Source organism: Enterobacter sp. kpr-6 (assembly GCF_900116015.1).
Classification (GTDB): Bacteria; Pseudomonadota; Gammaproteobacteria; order Enterobacterales; family Enterobacteriaceae; genus Enterobacter_D.
This window is the reverse complement of sequence record NZ_FOYH01000002.1, coordinates 694512-713688: the sequence shown is the minus strand read 5'-3', so window position 1 is coordinate 713688 and position 19177 is coordinate 694512. Positions and strand designations below refer to the sequence as shown.

Genomic DNA, 19177 nt, shown 5'->3' with positions numbered 1-19177 from the left:
AGGGGGAAAGTATCACCCTCACCCCGGCCCTCTCCCTGAGGGAGAGGGGGAAAGTCTCACCCTCACCCCGACCCTCTTCCTGAGGGAGAGGGAGAAGGGCGGGCAGGCGGTGGGTGGTTTACTCCCTCTCCCCTGGGGAGAGGGCTGGGGTGAGGGGATAACGCAAATTCTCCTCCGCCCACGCCATAAACGCCTCTTTCGGCAGCGCTTTGCTGTACAGCCACCCCTGACCAAACTGTACGCCGTGGTTGCGTAACCACTCGCGCTGGCCTTCGGTTTCAATCCCTTCGGCGACCATCGCCAGCCCCAGCGTTTTCGCCATTTCAATAATGTGCGGCGTGACGTTTTTGTACTCCAGCGCGCTCACAAAGGATTTGTCGATTTTGATAATATCCACGTCCAGATTTTGCAGATAGCTCAGGCTTGAATACCCGGTACCGAAATCATCGATGTAAACCGCATGGCCCGCCTTGCGAAACGCGGCAATCGCCGGGGCGCTGATGGTGGGATCGGCAAAGCCGCGCTCAGTTAGCTCCAGCGCGATTTGTGACGGCGCGATCTGCCAGCGCGCAAGCTGTTCGTGAAGCCTGGCGGGCAGATCGGGGCTGGTCAGATCGCCGGGATTCAGGTTGATCGACACGTGCTGCTCCGGGTGCTGGTGCAGCCAGTCGCCCAGATCCTCAAACACCTTCTCGATCACCAGGGTGGTTAACTGCGGCATCAGCCCGGTTTGCTCGGCCAGCGGGATGAACATATCTGGGGAGAGGAAACTGCCGTCACCCTGCGGCCAGCGGGTGAGGGCCTCCGCGCCGACGATTTTCCCGCTGCCGAGCGTCACAATCGGCTGGTAATAGACCTCAATTTCCCGCGCGTTGATGGCGTCCAGCATCCGGTAGTGCGGCGATTGCAGACGGCGCAAATAATGGACTAAAAATCCTGACAGCAGCAGGCTCATCAGCAGGCCAAAGGGTAACCAGATGAGCATCTGGCGATGCCAGCGTTTTTCCAGCGGCGCAAGAGGGGCGCGGGCGATAATCGCCACGCCCAGCTCAGGGTAGCGTTTAACGTTATACAGGGTGCCGTTGAATTTAAGCTGCGTCAGATGGTGCCGCTGGATGTGTGCTATTGCGCCGGGCTTAAAGGGCGCACTGCTGGTAATCACCTGATTGTTGTCAGTATTGATTAGCGCGACATCAATCACCCAGGTGCCGAACGGTAAAACGTCGATCAGAGAAACCGGATCGATCATCACCACATGGCGATCGCTGCCCAGCGCACCCATTAATCGCTTTATGCCGATATCATTTTGCGGGGTAAGCCAGGCGCGGTAACCGTCCGGGGTGATCCGGCGGGGCGGCGGCAGTGCACCTCCGCGGCTGTGGTTTTCCAGTGAGGAGCACTGCGGGGTAAGATTATCGAGGTACAGCACTTCCTGAATATAGCGGTTGGAATAGGAGACGCGGCGCATCGCCATTCGGTGTTCCGGGCTGCATGGCGCGCCCTGAAAGGCGTCGATCTCCTTAATCGCCTGTTTTGCCTGAGCCAGCACTTTATCGGTACGCATCATGACGCGATCGGCGTAATCGTCTAATTCTTCAGTAAAGATTTCCTGCGCCTGATAGTGCGCCAGCCAGATGCTGAGTACCACCGGCAGCAGGACGGCCAGAATAAGTACACCTGTAATGACTTTTACCAGCCGTCGGTTTGTCATGATCAAAAATCCCTGTTTTGATGTGGGGCAGACGTATTGAAATTATATCTGACGGCTATGAATGCTTATGGAATGATAACGTTATATCACGCACACATCGCAATTTAAGTCAGGACGCGTTGGATGAAAAAGAAAGAATTTGTGACGCAGGATCTGCTGAGCAAAATTTATCAGAACAACGAGCCGGGACCGCGCAAGCTGCCAGCGGAACGCCAGCTTGCGGCAGAGTACGGCGTGTCGCGCTTTACCATCCGCCAGGCGCTGGAAAAACTCGCCAGCATTGGCGTGGTGCGCATCGTGCAGGGATCGGGGGTCTGGATCAACGAGCAGTCGCGCACCAATCCGCTGGTCTATAACTCGATCACCGAAAAACGCTTCGATCAGATCCGCTTTCGGATGATAAGCCTGCATAAAAAGCGCCCGGATCGCGATGAGCAGCAGATCTTCGGGCTGCCGGAAGAGAGTTTTATCTGGCAGTTTTGCCGTCTGCGTTTTGTGGATGAAGAGGCGGTGCAAATCGAAGTTTCCCGGATGCCGGTGGCGGAATTTCCTGACCTTAATCAGCAGGTGATTGAACAATCGCTGCAACAGTATGTGCTGGCGAAGGGGTATCAGGTGTCGCATCTGCTCACCACCTATCGCGCCGTGAGCGTCAGCCGGGAACAGGCGGCGCTGCTTGGCTGCAAGAAGGGCAGTCCGGCGATGCACATCAGTAATCGCGGAATTCTGGAAGGCGGGCAGGTATATGAAATCAGCGACATTATTGATATCAACTATACCTGCACCTACGTCATTCCCTATAACCGCGATAACCTGCGCTTTCGCCAGGGCAGTAATTAAGGCGTGTGAATTGCGCCGTCCGGCAGGCGGCTTTGCGTCCACTCATGCGGGCGGTAAACCACCGGGCAGGCGCGGGCTTTTTCTTCATTAAACGACACCCCGATACCGGGCGCATCGCTGGCATAGACAAAGCCCTCTTTCGCCACCGGCGCGCCGGGGAACACCGCATCGGTACTTGCCGAGCGCGGAATAAATTCCTGAATGGCGGCGTTGTGCAGGTGAATATTGAGGTGGGTATTCACCGCCACGCCAATCGGCGTCATGTCGCCGGGACCGTGCCACGCCAGCCGCACACCAAAGGCCTGGCACAGTATCGCCAGCTTCAGCGCAGGGGTAATGCCGCCAATCTGCGAGATGTGGCAGCGGATAAAATCAATGCGTCGGTTGACGATCAGATCGTGCCACTCCGCCGGGTTGTTAAACAGCTCGCCCATCGCCAGCGGCGCAGTGCTGTGCGCCCGCACCTGCTCAAGCCAGGCGCTTTGCGCGGGCGGCAGAATATCTTCAATAAAATAGGGCTGGTACGGCTCAAGCTGTTTGGCCAGTTGCACCGCCTGCTGCGGGAATAAACGCTCGTGAACGTCATGCAGAATGTGCAGACCATAGCCATATTTCTCCCGCAGGGCGGCAAACATCGCCACCGTATTGCTCATGTATTCCTGCTGATCGAAATAGGCACCGGGCGTGGGGTTTTCCGGCGTGTGCATCTGCGCGGGCGTGCCACCGTAAAAACCAAGCTGACAGCGCACATGGCGATAGCCCTGCGCAACCAGACGGTCGACGGCGGTAAAGAGTTCTTCAAGGGTTTCGCCGCTGGCGTGGGAGTACGCGGGGATCGCATCGCGGGATTTGCCGCCTAAAAGCTGGTAAAGCGGCATCCCGGCAAGCTGGCCTTTGATGTCCCACAGCGCCATATCGACGCCGGAGATGGCGTTGTTCATCGCCGGGCCGTTGCGCCAGTAGGCATTGACGTTCATCATTTGCCAGGCGTCTTCGATATGGTTGGCGTCGCGGCCAATCATCAGTGGTTTGAGATACTCATCGACCAGCGTTTTGACCGCCAGCGGGCGCTGCTGAAAGGTGGCGCAACCGTGGCCCGTGACGCCTTTATCGGTGGTTACCCGCACGGTGACCAGATTATGACGGTCAGGGCGGGTAATAAAACATTCGATATTCTGGATAATTGTTGGCGTCACGGGAATACTCCTTCCAAAGCCTTAATAAAACGGAATGGCTATTATCATCCCCTGAATTTCTGCAAAAGGTAAACGCTTTTTTTTAATAAAAATTTTGGTCAGTTATTTGAATAATATTTAATTAAAAACCAGACCAATTTGCACTTAATGGCAGTTTTATGGCGCGTATACAGGATAATTGTGACCGGATTCATGTTTTATTGGTTTGTTTTGGCTTGAGGATTTACCTACCATGTTAAGCAGATATTAAAACGACAACACATCCGGCAGGAGCTTTTTATGGGGACGCAAGACGCCATTAACAATATTATCCGTCTGGTTGGCGGCGAGGGTAATATTAACAAAGTGTGGCACTGTATGACGCGGCTACGCTTTGATCTGGTCGACGATAACAAAGTCGATCAAAGTGAAATCAAAAAGCTGCCGGGCGTGCTCGGGGCGCAGCTACAGAGCGATCAGTTCCAGATTATTATCGGGCCGAAGGTTAATAGCTGGTACGAACAGATGCTGACGGTGCTCGGCACGGACGATGCGCCTGCGGCACCGGCGCAGAAAGGGCGTAAGAGCCTGGTGTCGATGTTTATGGATACCGTCTCCGGCGTCTTCGGGCCTATCGTTCCGGCGATTGCGGGCGCGGGGATGATCAAGGGGCTGCTCGCCGGACTGATTGCACTGAAGCTGGTGTCCGCGAAGAGCGATACGGTGGTGGTGATCGATTTGATTGCCAGCGGCGTTTTTTATTTCCTGCCGTTTTTCCTTGCGGTGTCGGCGGCAAAAATCTTTAAAACTAACGAATACCTCGCGGCAGCGGTGGCGGCGTGTCTGATGTATCCGTCGCTGATTGAGGCGGCGAAAGCGCTGGCGATGCACCAGCCGGACGCGTTGAGCGCGTTCTGGTTACTGAATGCCATTCCGGTATCGGTGTTTAACTATTCCGCCAGCGTTATCCCGGTAATTTTCTCGATTCTGGCGCTCAGCTACATCCACCGCTGGGTGGACAGCTTTATGCCGGACGTGCTGAAAACGGTGTTCACGCCGACGCTGACGCTGTTCCTCGGCGCGCTGGCGGCGCTGGTGGTGATTGGACCGATCGGCATTTATCTCGGTAAAGCGCTGGCGTTCTTTATCGAAGGGCTGTTCGGCGTCTCGGCGAGCTTTGCCGGGCTGGTGGTGGGCGCGATCCGGCCGGTGGCGATCCTCACCGGGATGCACCACGCGATGACGCCCATCGCGCTGCAAAACTTCAGCGATCGCGGCTACGACATGCTGATGCCGATGATGTTTATGGCTAACATGGCGATCGCCGGCGCGACCTTTGCAATCTGGCGGATCAGTAAAAATCGTCAGGACCGGACGGTGACGCTGTCGGCGGGGATCTCTGCGTTGCTGGGTATTACCGAACCGGCGCTGTTTGGCGTACTAACGCGCTACAAAAAAGCCTTTATTGCTGCGACGGTCGCCAGTTCGCTCGCTTCGGCATTCATCGCTTTCTTCGGCGTGCGGTTGTATGGCTATATTTTATCGAGCATTTTCAGCCTGCCTGCCTACATCGGCCCGTACTTTATGTTCGCGCTGTCTGGCGTGGCAATCTCGCTGGTGCTGTCGTTTACCCTCACCACCATGCTGGTGGGTAAAGTCGAAGACGACGCATAATCCCTTTCTTCAGGTGCGCTTCCCGGCGCACCTTTTTCTTTGCATCCCATCCTGCACGCCTGCACCGCTTGTAATTCGTTTTTATCTTCGATAGACTTTTGTTATGTTATAACAAAACACACGAGATCAAGATGAAAGCCAATATCCACCCGCACTACCGTACCGTGGTGTTCCATGACACCAGCGCGAACGAATATTTTAAAGTGGGATCAACGATTAAAACTGACCGGGAGATCGAGCTGGACGGGGAAAAATATCCCTATATCACCATTGAAGTGTCGTCCAAATCGCATCCGTATTACACCGGCAAGCAGAAGACATTTACCAATGAAGGCAGCGCGGCGAAATTCCAGCAGCGCTTTGGGCGTTTTATCGGTTCAAAACAGGACTAAATCATGCAGGTGCTGAACTCTTTACGCAGTGCAAAACAACGCCACCCTGACTGCCAGCTCGTCAGGCGCAAGGGGCGTTTATATGTGATTTGCAAATCAAACCCGCGCTTTAAAGCGGTGCAGGGCAGAAAGAAAAGACGTTAAGCCGTGCGGCTACGCCAGCTTTCCAGAGTGTGCCGTTGTTTGCCGTCGGCAGTAAAATTGTCGGCGGCCAGCCAGCGCTGTAAGGCGGTGTTAATCGCAGGCCACTCGCTGTCGATGATGGAAAACCAGTCGGTGTCACGGGAGTGGCCTTTCACCACCAGCGCCTGGCGGAAGCGGCCTTCAAACTGAAACCCCAGACGCAGGGCGGCGCGGCGGGAAGGCTCATTCAGGCTGTTGCATTTCCATTCATACCGACGATAACCAAGCGTCTCAAAGGCGTAACGCATCATCAGCCACTGCGCTTCAGTCGACAGGGGTGTGCCGGTCATCAGCGGCGAAAACTGAATATGCCCAATCTCCATCACCCCGTGCTGCGCATCGATGCGCATCAGGGCCAGGGTGCCTACCGGATTGTTTGTCTTTTTGTCGATGACCGCAAAGTGGATGGGATCGGCCAGTTCACAGACGCTTGTGACCCATGCGCGGTATTCAGCGACCGTGTTTTCCGGCTCGCGGAACAGATAAGTGTAACTGCGTCCGTCACCATAGTGCTGCAATGCGGTAAATAGCGCGCTGGCATGGGAGATCTGAAGCGGTTCAATGCGGCAATATTCACCTTCCAGCGCGATCCGCTGTGGCTTCGGACGCGCCTGCCAGTCGGGCAGGGCGTCGCCCACCGGCTGCCCGTATTGGTTTAATTGACTCATGTTGGCTCCTTGTGCGAGAGGTCTGTTAAGACTAAGGCTTTCGGCCTGTCAGAGACAGTGCCAGATGAGTCAAATTAACGTGCCAGGTCAGGCGGCTTTCGCGGTATCCGGCTTTGTCAGCGTGTAGATATCGTAAAAAGAGAGGTCGCCTTTTTTAGCGATCATTTGCGATAGCTGGGATTTTTCTTTTTCGCTGACGGTGGGGGACTGCAAAATGTCGTTAATCAGCGCGGGGGGAACGTGGCGCGTGTTGTACCATTCGCCGTTATAGCAGACGCGGAAGTCGAGGACGTCGATATCTTCAAAACGGTAGCGCGGGTAAACGTCAAAAAAGAAAAAACCGTTCAGCAGCGCAAACAGCACCACCAGCAGCCAGACCGATCCCGACAGCGTTTCGGATTGCAGCATTACGGCGAGGGTGGCAAACCAGGCGATCCACATGCCGACAAACAGCCCCGGATGGTTACGGATAAAACTAATGCTAAAGCGCGGTTTGTTATCACGCTTTTCCCGGGCGTTAAGTTCATCAATTGTTTGGGTGAGTAGCCGCTGGATCTCGGTCATTTTTTACCTTTATAGTCGGACGGTGCGCAGGTGTAACAGCCCATTTTAAGCGCCCGTCCAGGTGGAAAAAAGTAACAGTCACGCGGCAAAAACCAATAACAGTTATTGGGCGGGCGGCGTGAGCTTTTTGATAATGCGGGCGGGATTGCCTGCGATAACCACATCGGAAGGGACATCGCGAATGACCACCGTGCCTGAACCGATCACCACGTTATCGCCGATGGTCACGCCGGGGTTAATGACCGCGCGGCCACCAATCCAGACATTATGCCCGATAGTGACGGGTGCGCCGAATTCAAGTCCGCTATTGCGCTCAATCGCATCGACCGGATGCGTTGCAGTATAAATATGTACGCCCGGTGCCAGCATACAATTATCGCCAATATGAATCGGGCAGACATCCAGAAATACGCAATCAAAATTAGCGTAAAAATCTTTGCCCACATAAATATTGTAACCATAGTCGCAGCGAAAATTAGGTTCGATATACGCGTTTGCGCTGTCGCCGAACAATTCTGCGAGTAATGCTTTGCGTTCGCTTTTTTCGTCGGGTGAGGAATGGTTATAACGGTGAAGGATCTGGCGGGCATGCATCCTGTCTGCACGCAGTGTTTCATCTGAAGGCCGGTATGGCTTTCCGGCAATCATTTTTTCTTTTTCTTCACTCATGGCTATCTCACTTATGAACATGACGGACATACCGTAAGACGAGATAGCCCGCAAGGGTATTATCGGTGCAATGGCTTGTGATCGTGATCCCGCTATTATGCAAAATGACACGCCAGAAAAATGGCGGTCAGTTCGTGCCCGTTAAATGCTGTGAGGGAAAATACCGAAAATTAGCGAACAAATTTCCATACGGAAGATGGGATTTTGTCATACAGCTTATTCATAGTCAGTTCAGCGAGGCGATGATCGGCTGCTGAATAAAACACCGTTAGCTCGCTATCGGGGAGTTCATATTTATTTTTCTCGATAACGCGTTCCAGTGTGTCAATTGACTGGCAGCGACGCAAGCGCATCAAATAATCAAATTTAGTTAATGGTTTATCAGACATACAAATTCACCCTTGTAATGAAATATTTTTAACAGGAGAGACTAACGGGGTTAGCTCTGCTTACATTGACGAAACAGCGGAACAGTCGATTGCCGGATTTGCGCCATTTCTGTAAGTCTTCTGTGTTAATGCCGTAGCTGCTGAACAACATAAACGTGTCATCGAGGTATTCATCGATTTGGGCAATCAGTTTATTATCTTCATTGTACTTAATTTTATAATTAAGTGCGAAGGTCGCGATATGTTCAACCAGTTCGTTTAGCTGCAAATTTATGGCCGACGTTGGGTCGTTAACCCAGCCATGATGACTTTCTTCAAGATTAGCCAGGCAATCATGGTACAACGTTTCACAGAGAAATTTCAGTTGCGCGATATCATGCCTTTTTGGTGAGTATTCGTCCATAACGCATCCCCTTCATATGTGGTTTTTTTACTAACCTGACACCGTATCGGGATGGAAACTGCTCTCTTCACTTCTGCGTTACCTGCTCTCAGGCCTCATTCCAACTATAATCCAGACTGATGGGGTTTTCATGGGGCTATTACGAAAAATTACAATTATTGCGATTTGTGACTTAAATAACAGGCAAAGGTCGGATCTGTTTCTGTGTATGAATTTGGCGAATAAACATGCCTGACCTTTACTTTCATTAGTTTAGCGCAGGATCATTCAAACGCAACGATATAGTTATACACCACGGCTAACTAATGACCAGGAATATTCTTACTACTAAAAGATAAATCCAATAATTAAGAATTATACCTAAGATTTTAAGATGAGAAGTTAAGGCTTAAAAATTATAGGTCTTATTTAATCAGCATAAAATAAACAGAGCGACAATAAGCCTCTTTTATCATTTTCCGCTGATAAAAAAGGCCGCTTGCGCGGCCTTTTATCCAGGAAACAGAATGCTTAACGATGTTCTACCGGATGCGTATGTTCAATATCGTCTGATTTCCGGCTAAAGCGGCGGCGAACCACCACAAAGAACACCGGAACGAAGAAGATAGCCAGTACGGTTGCCGTGACCATCCCGCCCATTACGCCCGTACCTACGGCGTTCTGTGCACCGGAACCGGCACCCGTGCTGATAACCAGCGGCATAACGCCGAGGATAAACGCCAGCGAGGTCATCAGGATAGGACGCAGACGCATACGGACCGCTTCAAGCGTTGCTTCAATGAGCCCTTTGCCTTCTTTGTCCATCAGGTCTTTGGCAAATTCCACGATTAATATCGCGTTCTTTGCTGACAAGCCAATGGTTGTCAGCAGGCCCACCTGGAAGTACACGTCATTGCCGAGCCCACGGAATGTCGCGGCCAGCAGTGCACCCAGTACACCCAGCGGAACGACCAGCATGACCGAGAACGGAATAGACCAGCTCTCGTACAGCGCAGCCAGACACAGGAAGACGACGATAAGCGAAATCGCATACAGCGCCGGTGCCTGGTTACCTGACAGACGTTCCTGGTAGGACATGCCCGTCCAGTCATAGCCGATGCCGGTAGGCAGTTTGCTGGCAAGCTGCTCCATCAAATCCATCGCTTCACCGGTACTTTTGCCCGGTGCTGCCTGACCCAGAAGTTCCATGGACGGCAGACCGTTGTAACGCTCCAGACGCGGCGAACCGTATTCCCAGTGGGTGGTCGAGAAGGCCGAGAACGGCACCATCTGACCATCGGTTCCGCGAACGTACCAGGTGTTGATATCAGAAGGCAACATACGCGACTCTGCCTGCGACATCACGTACACCTTCTTCACGCGACCACGATCGATGAAGTCGTTGACGTAACTACCGCCCCAGGCTGTACCCAGCGTGGTGTTGATATCGCTGATGGAAACACCTAGCGCCTGCGCTTTTTCCTGATCGATATCGATCTTGAACTGCGGCGTATCTTCCAGACCGTTTGGACGCACGCCCACTAACACATCCGGATGTTTGGCAATTTCACCAAACAACTGGTTACGCGCCTGGGTCAGTTTTTCATGGCCAAGACCGGCCTGGTCAATCAACTGGAAGTCAAAGCCGGTTGCCGTACCCAGTTCCACAATCGCAGGCAGGTTAAAGGCAAACACCATCGCATCTTTAATCTGGGAGAAAGTCCCCATTGCGCGACCGGTGATGGCTTCAACTTTGTTTTCGTCGCCCGGACGGTCAGCCCAGTTTTTTAACGAGACGAACGCAATACCGGTGTTCTGACCACGACCCGCAAAACCGAAGCCGTTAACCGCAAACACGGATGCCACGTTGTCTTTTTCTTTGTTGAGGTAATAGTCGGTCACCTCATCCAGCACTTTCTGCGTCCTTTCCTGGGTAGCCCCGGCAGGCAATTGCGCCATGGTCAGGAATACGCCCTGGTCTTCTTCCGGCAGGAAGGAGCTGGGCAGACGGACAAACAGAACGGCCATACCGACAACGATAATGACGTAGAGCAGCAGATAACGACCGGTGCTGCGCAGAATGCTCCCCACGCTGTCGGTGTAATGGTGCGTGCTCTTTTCGAACATGCGGTTAAACCAGCCGAAGAAGCCTTTTTTGCTTTCGCCGTGATCGCCTTTAGCGACCGGCTTCAGCATGGTGGCACACAGGGCAGGGGTCAGAATCAACGCCACCAGCACCGACAGGGCCATGGCCGACACGATGGTGATGGAGAACTGACGATAGATCGCCCCGGTTGAACCGCCGAAGAAGGCCATCGGGATAAACACCGCTGACAGCACCATGGCGATACCGACCAGCGCACCCTGGATCTGCCCCATCGATTTACGCGTGGCTTCCTTGGGCGGCAGGCCCTCTTCCATCATCACACGTTCGACGTTTTCGACCACCACGATGGCGTCATCCACCAACAGGCCTATCGCCAGCACCATACCGAACATGGTGAGGGTGTTTATCGAATAGCCAAACGCCGCCAGAACCGCAAACGTCCCCAGCAACACCACCGGCACCGCAATGGTCGGGATCAGCGTGGCGCGGAAGTTTTGCAGGAACAGGTACATAACGATGAACACCAGCAGGATCGCTTCCGCCAGCGTTTTAACCACTTCGTTAATCGAGATCTGGACGAACGGCGTGGTGTCGTACGGGTAAACCACTTTCATGCCTGACGGGAAAAACGGTTCCATTTTTGCCAGTTCAGCACGAATGGCTTTCGCTGTATCCAGGGCGTTCGCGCCTGTTGCCAGCTTGATACCCAAACCAGACGCCGGTTGCCCGTTAAACTTGGCAATAACGTCGTAGTTTTCACCGCCCAGTTCAATCCGCGAAACGTCACGCAGGCGAACCTGGGAGCCGTCCGGATTCACTTTTAGCAGGATCTTGCCGAACTCGTCCGTTGAGGTCAGACGCGTTTGCGCGATGATCGAGGCATTCAACTGCTGCCCTTTCACCGGCGGCGTACCGCCCAACTGACCAGCTGCTACCTGGGCGTTCTGCGCTCTAATGGCAGTAACGACATCAACCGGTGTGAGCTGGAAGTTGTTCAGTTTGTTCGGGTCCATCCAGATACGCATCGCGTACTGAGAACCGAACAACTGCACATCACCCACGCCCGTCGTACGGCTGATGGCGTCCTTCATGTTCGCCGCCACGTAGTCAGAAATATCTTCCTGCGTCATGGTGCCATCGGTGTTGATAACGCCGACAACCATCAGGAAGCTGCTGGAGGACTTCTCAACGCTTACACCCTGCTGCTGCACTTCCTGCGGCAACAGTGGCATCGCCAGCTGCAATTTGTTTTGCACCTGAACCTGCGCGATATCGGCATCTGTACCGGATTCAAACGTCAGCGTGATCTGTACCGTACCCGTCGAGTCACTGTTTGATGACATATACATCAGGCCATCAATACCGTTCATGTTCTGTTCGATAACCTGAGTGACGGAATCCTGCACGGTCCTGGCGTCAGCGCCCGGATAGCTTGCAGAAATTGCGATAGCAGGCGGCGCAATGGTTGGATATTGCGCCACCGGCAGGCTCATGATCGACAGCGCCCCGGCAAGCATGATGATGATCGCGATAACCCACGCAAAGATGGGGCGATCGATAAAAAACTTAGCCATGTCTTAACGGCTCCTGTTTTAGTTAAGACTTCGGTTGTTCAGACTGAGCGCCGTTCTTAGCTTGCTCTTTATTATCAGAGGTCACTTCTTGCGCTTTTACCTGAGCACCGGGTTTAACTTTTTGTAAACCCGTAATAATCACGCGATCGCCTGCTTTCAGGCCATCGGTCACCAGCCATTTGTCGCCAATTGCCTGTGAGGTGGTGATCGGGCGCACTTCAACTTTATCGCCTTCACCCACGATCATCGCCGTTGCATCCCCGCGTGGTGTACGGGTTACGCCTTGCTGAGGAACCAGAATCGCATTTGGGTTAGTCCCTTCTTCCAGGCGGGCACGGACAAACATGCCAGGCAGCAGAGACTGGTTAGGATTCGGGAAAATCGCGCGCAGCGTAATCGAGCCGGTGGTTTGATCCACGGTCACGTCGGAGAATTCCAGCGTACCGCTCTGCGGCAATTTTTTACCGTCATTGGTCATCAGCTCCACTTTCGCTTTGCCGTTTTCCTGTTTCAGCTTGCCGCTTTCCAGTTCCTCTTTCAGACGCAGGAAATCGTTGCTGGACTGGGTGACATCAACATAAATCGGATCGAGTTGCTGCACGGTTGCCAGCGCGGTCGTCTGGCCGCTTTGTACCAGCGCGCCTTCCGTAACCGCAGATTTACCAATACGACCGCTGATAGGGGAGGTCACTTTGGTATACGCGAGGTTAATACGCGCCGTTTCCACCGCGGCTTTCGCGGCCACGACTGCGGCATTAGCCTGCATCGCATCGGCCTGCGCCGTGTCGAGATCCTGTTGGCTGATATATTTGGTGTTGCTCAGCTTCTGGTAACGGTTAAGCGTGACCTGCGCAATTTTTGCCGCGGCCTGTGCTTTTGCCAGATCGCCTTTCGCGCTTTCATACGAGGCCTGATAGGTCGCCGGATCGATCTGATAAAGCGAAACGCCCGCTTCTATATCGCTGCCTTCAGTAAAGTTACGTTTTAAAATAATTCCGCTGACCTGAGGACGGACTTCTGCAATGCGAAAAGCGCTGGTACGGCCAGGCAATTCGGTAGTGATTTGTAGAGGTTCGGATTTGAGCGTCACGATCCCCACTTCCGGCGTCTGCTGACCTGCCCCTTGTTCAGCCGGTTTTTCGTCACATCCTGTAAGCGCTAAGCTGCCTGAAAGCATCAGAACGACCGCCAGAGGCGTGAACCCTCTGTTTTTGTTCATATGTAAACCTCGTATCCGATTTCAAATTGATCAATGGATCAAATGTCCACAAACCCATTGCTGCGTTTATATTATGGTCATGCTATGGTACATACATTCATAAATGTATGTAAATCGACTGCTTAAAAATCACCGACATATGGCACGAAAAACCAAACAACAAGCGTTAGAAACACGCCAACACATCCTGGATGTGGCAATGCGTTTGTTTTCATCGCAGGGCGTTTCTTCGACCTCACTGGCGGAGATTGCACAGGCTGCGGGCGTAACGCGCGGCGCGATTTACTGGCATTTCAAAAACAAATCAGACTTATTTGGTGAAATCTGGGAACTCTCAGAGTCCAGTATTGGCGATTTAGAGATTGAGTATCAGGCAAAATTCCCCGGCGATCCACTCTCAGTTTTAAGGGAAATACTGGTCTATGTTCTTGAAGCAACCGTTGTCGAAGAGCGCCGCCGTTTAATGATGGAAATCATTTTCCACAAGTGTGAGTTTGTCGGCGAAATGGCGATTGTACAACAGGCACAACGCAGTTTATGCCTCGAAAGTTACGATCGTATTGAACAAACCTTAAACCTTTGCATTCAGTCGAAAATGTTGCCCGCGAATCTGCTGACGCGCCGGGCGGCGATCCTGATGCGCAGCTATATTTCCGGGATCATGGAAAACTGGCTGTTTGCCCCTCAGTCATTTGATCTTAAAAAAGAAGCGCGGGATTACGTGGAAATTTTACTGGAAATGTTCCAGCTATGCCCCACCATGCGCGCCCGGCCTGACACGCTTTCCGCGTAAATATTCCTGCTGCCAGGATTTCTCCTGGAGCCTTTGCGCGCTGCTATTTTGTCGCCAGCGGGCGTGATATTCTTCGCGCCTGGCTACCGTTGGCCACTTCATTATTATTAAATGACGCACACAAAAATTATGTTGCACACTATACACCCGCAAAAAACACGTTCTGCTTTTGCTCTCATGCTATTTTTCATCGCCGCCTGTTTTGTAATGACGGTGACGACAGCGCACGCCAGCAACGATCTTCCCACCCGCAGCGAAGTGCAAACGCAGCTTGATGCGCTGAATAAGCAAAAATCGCATTCCGCGCAGGACAAACTGGTCATCGACGATCTGACGCAAACCCTGGAGACGCTGGATAAAATCGAGCGCGTCAAACAGGAAACCGCCGCACTGCGTCAGAAGGTCTCCGAAGCCCCCGAAAAATTACGTCAGGCAACGGAAGGGCTGAATGCCTTAGGTGACAAAGATAACGACGACGAAACGCGTAAAACGCTGTCGACCCTTTCGCTTCGCCAGCTTGAATTACGCGGTTCGCGCGTGCTGGACGATCTGCAAGCCGCGCAGGGCGATCTCTCCACTTATAACAGCCAGCTTGTGTCGCTCCAGACGCAGCCGGAGCGTGTGCAAAATGCGATGTACACCGCCACGCAGCAATTACAGCAGATCCGTAACCGCCTGAACGGGACTTTGTCCGGCGAGGGCGCACTGCGTCCCAGTCAGCAAAGTCTGCTTATGGCGGAACAGGCGCTCCTGAACGCGCAAATCGATCAACAGCGTAAAAGTCTTGAAGGCAACACCACGCTTCAGGATCTGCTGCAAAAACAGCGCGATTACGTGATGGCCAACAGTAATGCGCTGGAGCATCAGCTACAGCTTTTACAGGAAGCGATTAACAATAAGCGCCTGACGTTGACCGAAAAAACCGCGCAGGAAGCGATGTCCCCGGATGAAACCGCGCGTATTCAGGCCGATCCGCTGGTCAAACAGGAGCTGGACGTCAACCACCAGTTAAGTCAGCGGCTGATTAGCGCCACTGAAAACGGCAACTCGCTGGTTCAGCAAAATATCAAAGTCAAAAACTGGCTGGATCGGGCGCAGCAATCCGAACGCAATATCAAAGAGCAAATCGCGGTACTCAAAGGCAGCCTGTTGTTGTCGCGCATTCTGTATCAGCAGCAGCAAACCCTGCCGTCGGCGGATGAACTGCAGGACATGACCAACCGCATCGCGGATTTGCGTCTGGAACAGTTTGAAGTCAACCAGCAGCGTGATGCCGTTTTCCAGAACGAAGCCTTCGTCAAAAAACTGGAAGAGGGTCACCAGAGCGACATCAACAGCGAAGTACACGATGCGCTGCTGCAAATTGTCGATATGCGCCGCGAACTGCTCGATCAGCTTAATAAACAGTTGGGCAACCAGCTCATGATGGCGATTAACCTGCAGGTTAATCAGCAACAATTAATGAGCGTTTCCAAAAGCTTGCAGGAAATCCTGACCCAGCAGATTTTCTGGGTTAACAGTAACAAACCGATGGACTGGGATTGGATCAAAGCCTTCCCGCAGGCGCTGAAAGAACAGTTTAAGGCGATGAAAATCACCGTGAACTGGGAAAAAGCGTGGCCTGCGGTCGCTATCGCATTCCTCGCGGGGTTACCGCTGTTACTGATTGCCGGCCTGATCCGCTGGCGTCTCGGCTGGCTGAGAAAATACCAGGCAAAACTGGCCGATGAAGTCGGGAATTTGCGTAACGACAGCCAGCTACACACGCCAAAAGCCATTCTGATTGATTTGATCCGGGCACTGCCGGTCTGTCTGCTGATCCTGGCGACGGGACTAATCCTCCTGACCATGCAGCTCAACATCAGCGAATTGCTCTGGGCATTCAGTAAAAAACTGGCACTGTTCTGGCTGATATTTGGCCTGTGCTGGAAAGTACTGGAAAAAGACGGCGTGGCGGTAACGCACTTCAACATGCCTGCGCAACTCACCAGCCACTGGCGTCGGCAGATTGTGCGCATCAGCCTTGCCCTGTTACCGCTGCACTTCTGGTCGGTGGTCTCTGAACTCTCGCCGCTGCATTTAATGGACGATGTGGTCGGGCAGGTGGTGATTTTACTCAACCTGCTGCTCATCGCCGTGCTGGTTCTGCCGATGTGCCGCGATAGCTGGCGCGACAAAGAGTCCCACGCCATTCGTCTGATGACCATCACCATTCTGTCGATCGTACCGCTGGCGCTGATGGTGCTGACGGTGACGGGCTATTTCTACACCACGCTGCGCCTGTCCGGACGCTGGATTGAAACCGTTTATCTGGTCATTATCTGGAACCTGCTTTATCAGACCGTCCTGCGTGGACTGAGCGTAGCGGCACGGCGTATTGCCTATCGTCGCGCGCTGGCACGCCGACAGAATCTGGTGAAAGAGGGCGCGGAAGGGGCGGAGCCGCAGGAAGAGCCGACCATCGCGCTGGAGCAGGTCAACCAGCAAACTCTGCGCATTACCATGCTGGTGATGGTGGCGCTGTTCGGCCTGGTTTTCTGGGCGATCTGGTCAGATCTCATCACCGTGTTTGCCTATCTCGACAGCATTACGCTCTGGCACTACAACGGCACCGAAGCCGGGGCCAATGTGGTGAAAAACGTCACCATGGGCAGCCTGCTGTTTGCGCTTATCGCGCTGGCGGTCGCCTGGGCGCTGATCCGCAACCTGCCGGGTCTGCTGGAAGTGCTGGTGCTCTCGCGGCTGAAAATGCGCCAGGGTGCCTCCTATGCCATCACCCAGATCCTCAACTACGTGATTATCGCCGTCGGTGCGATGACGGTGTTCGGCTCGCTCGGCGTCTCCTGGGACAAACTGCAATGGCTGGCGGCCGCGCTGTCGGTTGGTCTGGGTTTCGGTTTACAGGAGATATTCGGTAACTTCGTGGCGGGTCTGATCATCCTGTTTGAGCGCCCGGTGCGCATTGGCGACACGGTGACCATCGGCACTTTCTCCGGGACGGTTAACAAAATCCGTATCCGCGCGACCACGATCACCGACTTTGACCGGAAAGAGGTGATCATTCCGAACAAAGCGTTTGTGACCGAGCGGTTGATCAACTGGTCGCTCTCCGACACCATCACCCGCGTGGTGGTACGCCTGGGCGTGGCCTACGGTTCTGACCTTGATAAAGTGAAAGAGGTATTGCTGAAGGCGGCGATGGATCACCCGAAAGTGATGCACGACCCTGAACCGGCGGTGTTTTTCACCACCTTTGGCCCGAGCACACTGGATCATGAACTGCGTCTGTACGTCCGCGAACTGCGCGACCGCAGCTACACAGTGGATGAACTGAACCGCACGATTGACCGGCTGTGCCGCGAAAACGGCATCGACATTGCGTTTAATCAGCTGGAAGTACATCTGCGTAATGCTAAAGGTGAGGAGTGTACCGAGGTGAAGCGCGATCTGGACGGCGAGAACCCCGCGCCGCGTCTGGCCTGAGTTAACCCCTCACCCTAACCCTCTCCCCACGGGAGAGGGGACAGCCCGCGCACGGACTCGCTTTTCTCCCTCTCCCTGAGGGAGAGGGCCGGGGTGAGGGTCTGTTTTCCCCCCTCCATGGCAGAGGGCCTGCCTTTTCCCCCTCTCCCTCAGGGAGAGGGCCGGGGTGAGGGTGTACTTTCCACCTTCTTCTCAAAATCCCGCTTCACCATCTCCAGCGCACTCAGCACCGTTTCCGGCGCAAGCTGGTGCTCTTCGAGCAGCATAATCAAATCCACCGCCAGCTTGACGTCATCCGGGGCATTTTCTAAAGACATCACCGATTCCTTTTCTTAACGGGTTAACCGCGCCAGCACGCGTTCAATCCGGCTTAACGCGTCGCGGCAGCGCGACAAACGCCCCTCCAGCGCGGTCACTTCCCGCACTAATACTTGTTGCTCATCCAGCCGGGTCACCTGCGCTAACTGCTTTTCGCGCGCCTGCTTCATCGCCAGCAGACGACGCTCAAACTCCTGATGCTGCAAGCGTCTGCGCTGCCATTTGGCGATGGAGGGAGAAGGGCTGTCCCACTGGCGTAACGACCAGGTGGCCGTCTCGCGCATAATCGCGGCGATTTGCGCACTCAGATGCTCCGCCAGCCAGCCGACCTGTTCCTGCTGCCCGTTTTCAACCGCGTGGCGCAGCGCGGTAAAATTGTGCTGCGCCTCTTCCAGATACGCAAACATCAGCGTACTGCGGGTGCGAAACAGCTGGCGATCGAATCGTGCGCTGACGGTAGCATGCCCGGCCAGCGGAGCCGCCTGCGCGTGCAGGGCATCAAGCTGCTGCGACAGCGCCTGTAATAGTCGAGCCGTTTTCACACATCTCTCCGGTCTATATTTAAAATGGCTGTGCTACAGTAGCCGTAAAATTCAATAACGATCCTGACCATGCAACGCACTATTTTAATCATTATCGGCTGGCTGGCGGTAGCGCTTGGGACGCTCGGCGTGGTCTTACCCTTATTGCCGACGACTCCCTTTATCCTCCTCGCCGCCTGGTGCTTTGCCCGTTCGTCACCGCGTTTTCACCAGTGGCTGCTTTATCGCTCCTGGTTTGGCGGCTATCTCCGCCACTGGCAGAAGTACCGCGCCATGCCGCCGGGAGCCAAACCGCGCGCTATCGCGGTGATCCTCATAACGTTTGCGGTTTCATTATGGCTGGTTCACGTCATGTGGGTGCGTATTTTGCTGCTGGCGATTCTGGCCTGCCTGCTGATTTTTATGTGGCGCATCCCGGTGGTTGACGAAAAACAACAAAATCAGTGACGCAGGCGGAAGTCAGTTGCAATTGTCGCGTTCTGCCAGTAAATTCG

18 protein-coding genes are annotated in these 19177 nt (G+C 53.8%); 7 read left to right on the top strand and 11 right to left on the bottom strand.

The genetic code is table 11. The features are described from left to right. Nucleotides 1–118: 118 nt before the first annotated feature. The gene (locus BM373_RS08110) at nt 119–1711 is read right to left on the bottom strand and encodes an EAL domain-containing protein (protein WP_090460909.1); all 1593 of its coding nucleotides are present in this window, start codon (nt 1709–1711) and stop codon (nt 119–121) included. A 123-nt stretch (nt 1712–1834) separates the two neighbouring features. On the opposite strand from BM373_RS08110, the gene BM373_RS08105 reads away from it, so the two are divergent. After that, a complete protein-coding gene (locus tag BM373_RS08105; RefSeq protein WP_090460908.1) occupies nt 1835–2551 on the top strand; it encodes a GntR family transcriptional regulator in 717 nt (238 codons plus the stop codon). Here the strand turns inward: BM373_RS08105 and BM373_RS08100 are convergent. Beyond that, nucleotides 2548–3747, bottom strand: coding sequence for an enolase C-terminal domain-like protein (locus tag BM373_RS08100; protein WP_090460907.1), 1200 nt, complete (start codon nt 3745–3747; stop codon nt 2548–2550). The genes BM373_RS08105 and BM373_RS08100 overlap by 4 nt on opposite strands. Nucleotides 3748–4026: 279 nt before the next feature. Between BM373_RS08100 and BM373_RS08095 the strand changes: the two genes are divergently transcribed. From BM373_RS08095 to ykgO, 3 genes are all read left to right on the top strand, one after another. Beyond that, nucleotides 4027–5400, top strand: a complete 1374-nt coding sequence (locus BM373_RS08095; RefSeq protein ID WP_090460906.1) for a PTS transporter subunit EIIC — start codon at nt 4027–4029, stop codon at nt 5398–5400. 131 nt (nt 5401–5531) lie between these two features. Continuing rightward, nucleotides 5532–5792 (top strand): type B 50S ribosomal protein L31, encoded by a 261-nt coding sequence (locus BM373_RS08090; protein WP_090460905.1) that lies wholly within the window; start codon nt 5532–5534, stop codon nt 5790–5792. A 3-nt stretch (nt 5793–5795) separates the two neighbouring features. After that, nucleotides 5796–5936 (top strand): type B 50S ribosomal protein L36, encoded by a 141-nt coding sequence (gene ykgO, locus BM373_RS08085; protein ID WP_090460904.1) that lies wholly within the window; start codon nt 5796–5798, stop codon nt 5934–5936. On the opposite strand, the gene BM373_RS08080 is transcribed toward ykgO, so the two are convergent. The 7 genes from BM373_RS08080 to acrA all read right to left on the bottom strand — a co-directional run bounded on the left by BM373_RS08080 (nt 5933) and on the right by acrA (nt 13547). Next, complete coding sequence (locus BM373_RS08080; protein ID WP_090460903.1) at nt 5933–6643, bottom strand: GNAT family N-acetyltransferase; 711 nt, start codon at nt 6641–6643, stop codon at nt 5933–5935. The genes ykgO and BM373_RS08080 overlap by 4 nt on opposite strands. Nucleotides 6644–6730: 87 nt before the next feature. Then, on the bottom strand, nt 6731–7207 hold the full coding sequence (locus tag BM373_RS08075) for a YlaC family protein (protein ID WP_090460902.1): 477 nt from the start codon (nt 7205–7207) through the stop codon (nt 6731–6733). Nucleotides 7208–7309: 102 nt separating this feature from the next. Beyond that, nucleotides 7310–7876: a maltose O-acetyltransferase gene (gene maa / locus BM373_RS08070; RefSeq protein WP_090460901.1), complete on the bottom strand. Its 567-nt coding sequence runs from the start codon at nt 7874–7876 to the stop codon at nt 7310–7312. A gap of 170 nt (nt 7877–8046) precedes the next feature. Next, complete coding sequence (locus BM373_RS08065) at nt 8047–8265, bottom strand: HHA domain-containing protein (protein WP_090460900.1); 219 nt, start codon at nt 8263–8265, stop codon at nt 8047–8049. A 28-nt stretch (nt 8266–8293) separates the two neighbouring features. Then, nucleotides 8294–8668, bottom strand: coding sequence for an Hha toxicity modulator TomB (gene tomB / locus BM373_RS08060; RefSeq protein WP_090460899.1), 375 nt, complete (start codon nt 8666–8668; stop codon nt 8294–8296). A gap of 510 nt (nt 8669–9178) precedes the next feature. Continuing rightward, the gene (acrB, locus tag BM373_RS08055) at nt 9179–12328 is read right to left on the bottom strand and encodes a multidrug efflux RND transporter permease subunit AcrB (protein ID WP_090460898.1); all 3150 of its coding nucleotides are present in this window, start codon (nt 12326–12328) and stop codon (nt 9179–9181) included. A 22-nt stretch (nt 12329–12350) separates the two neighbouring features. Then, a complete protein-coding gene (acrA, locus tag BM373_RS08050) occupies nt 12351–13547 on the bottom strand; it encodes a multidrug efflux RND transporter periplasmic adaptor subunit AcrA (RefSeq protein ID WP_090460897.1) in 1197 nt (398 codons plus the stop codon). A 139-nt stretch (nt 13548–13686) separates the two neighbouring features. Here acrA and acrR point away from each other — a divergent pair, with 139 nt between their 5' ends. After that, nucleotides 13687–14340, top strand: a complete 654-nt coding sequence (acrR, locus tag BM373_RS08045; RefSeq protein WP_090460896.1) for a multidrug efflux transporter transcriptional repressor AcrR — start codon at nt 13687–13689, stop codon at nt 14338–14340. 177 nt (nt 14341–14517) lie between these two features. Further along, complete coding sequence (mscK, locus tag BM373_RS08040; RefSeq protein ID WP_090461089.1) at nt 14518–17823, top strand: mechanosensitive channel MscK; 3306 nt, start codon at nt 14518–14520, stop codon at nt 17821–17823. A gap of 149 nt (nt 17824–17972) precedes the next feature. On the opposite strand, the gene rsmS is transcribed toward mscK, so the two are convergent. Both rsmS and priC read right to left on the bottom strand, forming a co-directional pair. After that, nucleotides 17973–18140, bottom strand: a complete 168-nt coding sequence (rsmS, locus tag BM373_RS08035; protein WP_090460895.1) for a pleiotropic regulatory protein RsmS — start codon at nt 18138–18140, stop codon at nt 17973–17975. A 15-nt stretch (nt 18141–18155) separates the two neighbouring features. After that, on the bottom strand, nt 18156–18683 hold the full coding sequence (gene priC, locus BM373_RS08030; RefSeq protein ID WP_090460894.1) for a primosomal replication protein N'': 528 nt from the start codon (nt 18681–18683) through the stop codon (nt 18156–18158). A 69-nt stretch (nt 18684–18752) separates the two neighbouring features. On the opposite strand from priC, the gene BM373_RS08025 reads away from it, so the two are divergent. Further along, entirely contained in the window at nt 18753–19130 is a 378-nt protein-coding gene (locus BM373_RS08025) for a DUF454 family protein (protein ID WP_090460893.1), read from the top strand. Nucleotides 19131–19177: the final 47 nt, after the last annotated feature.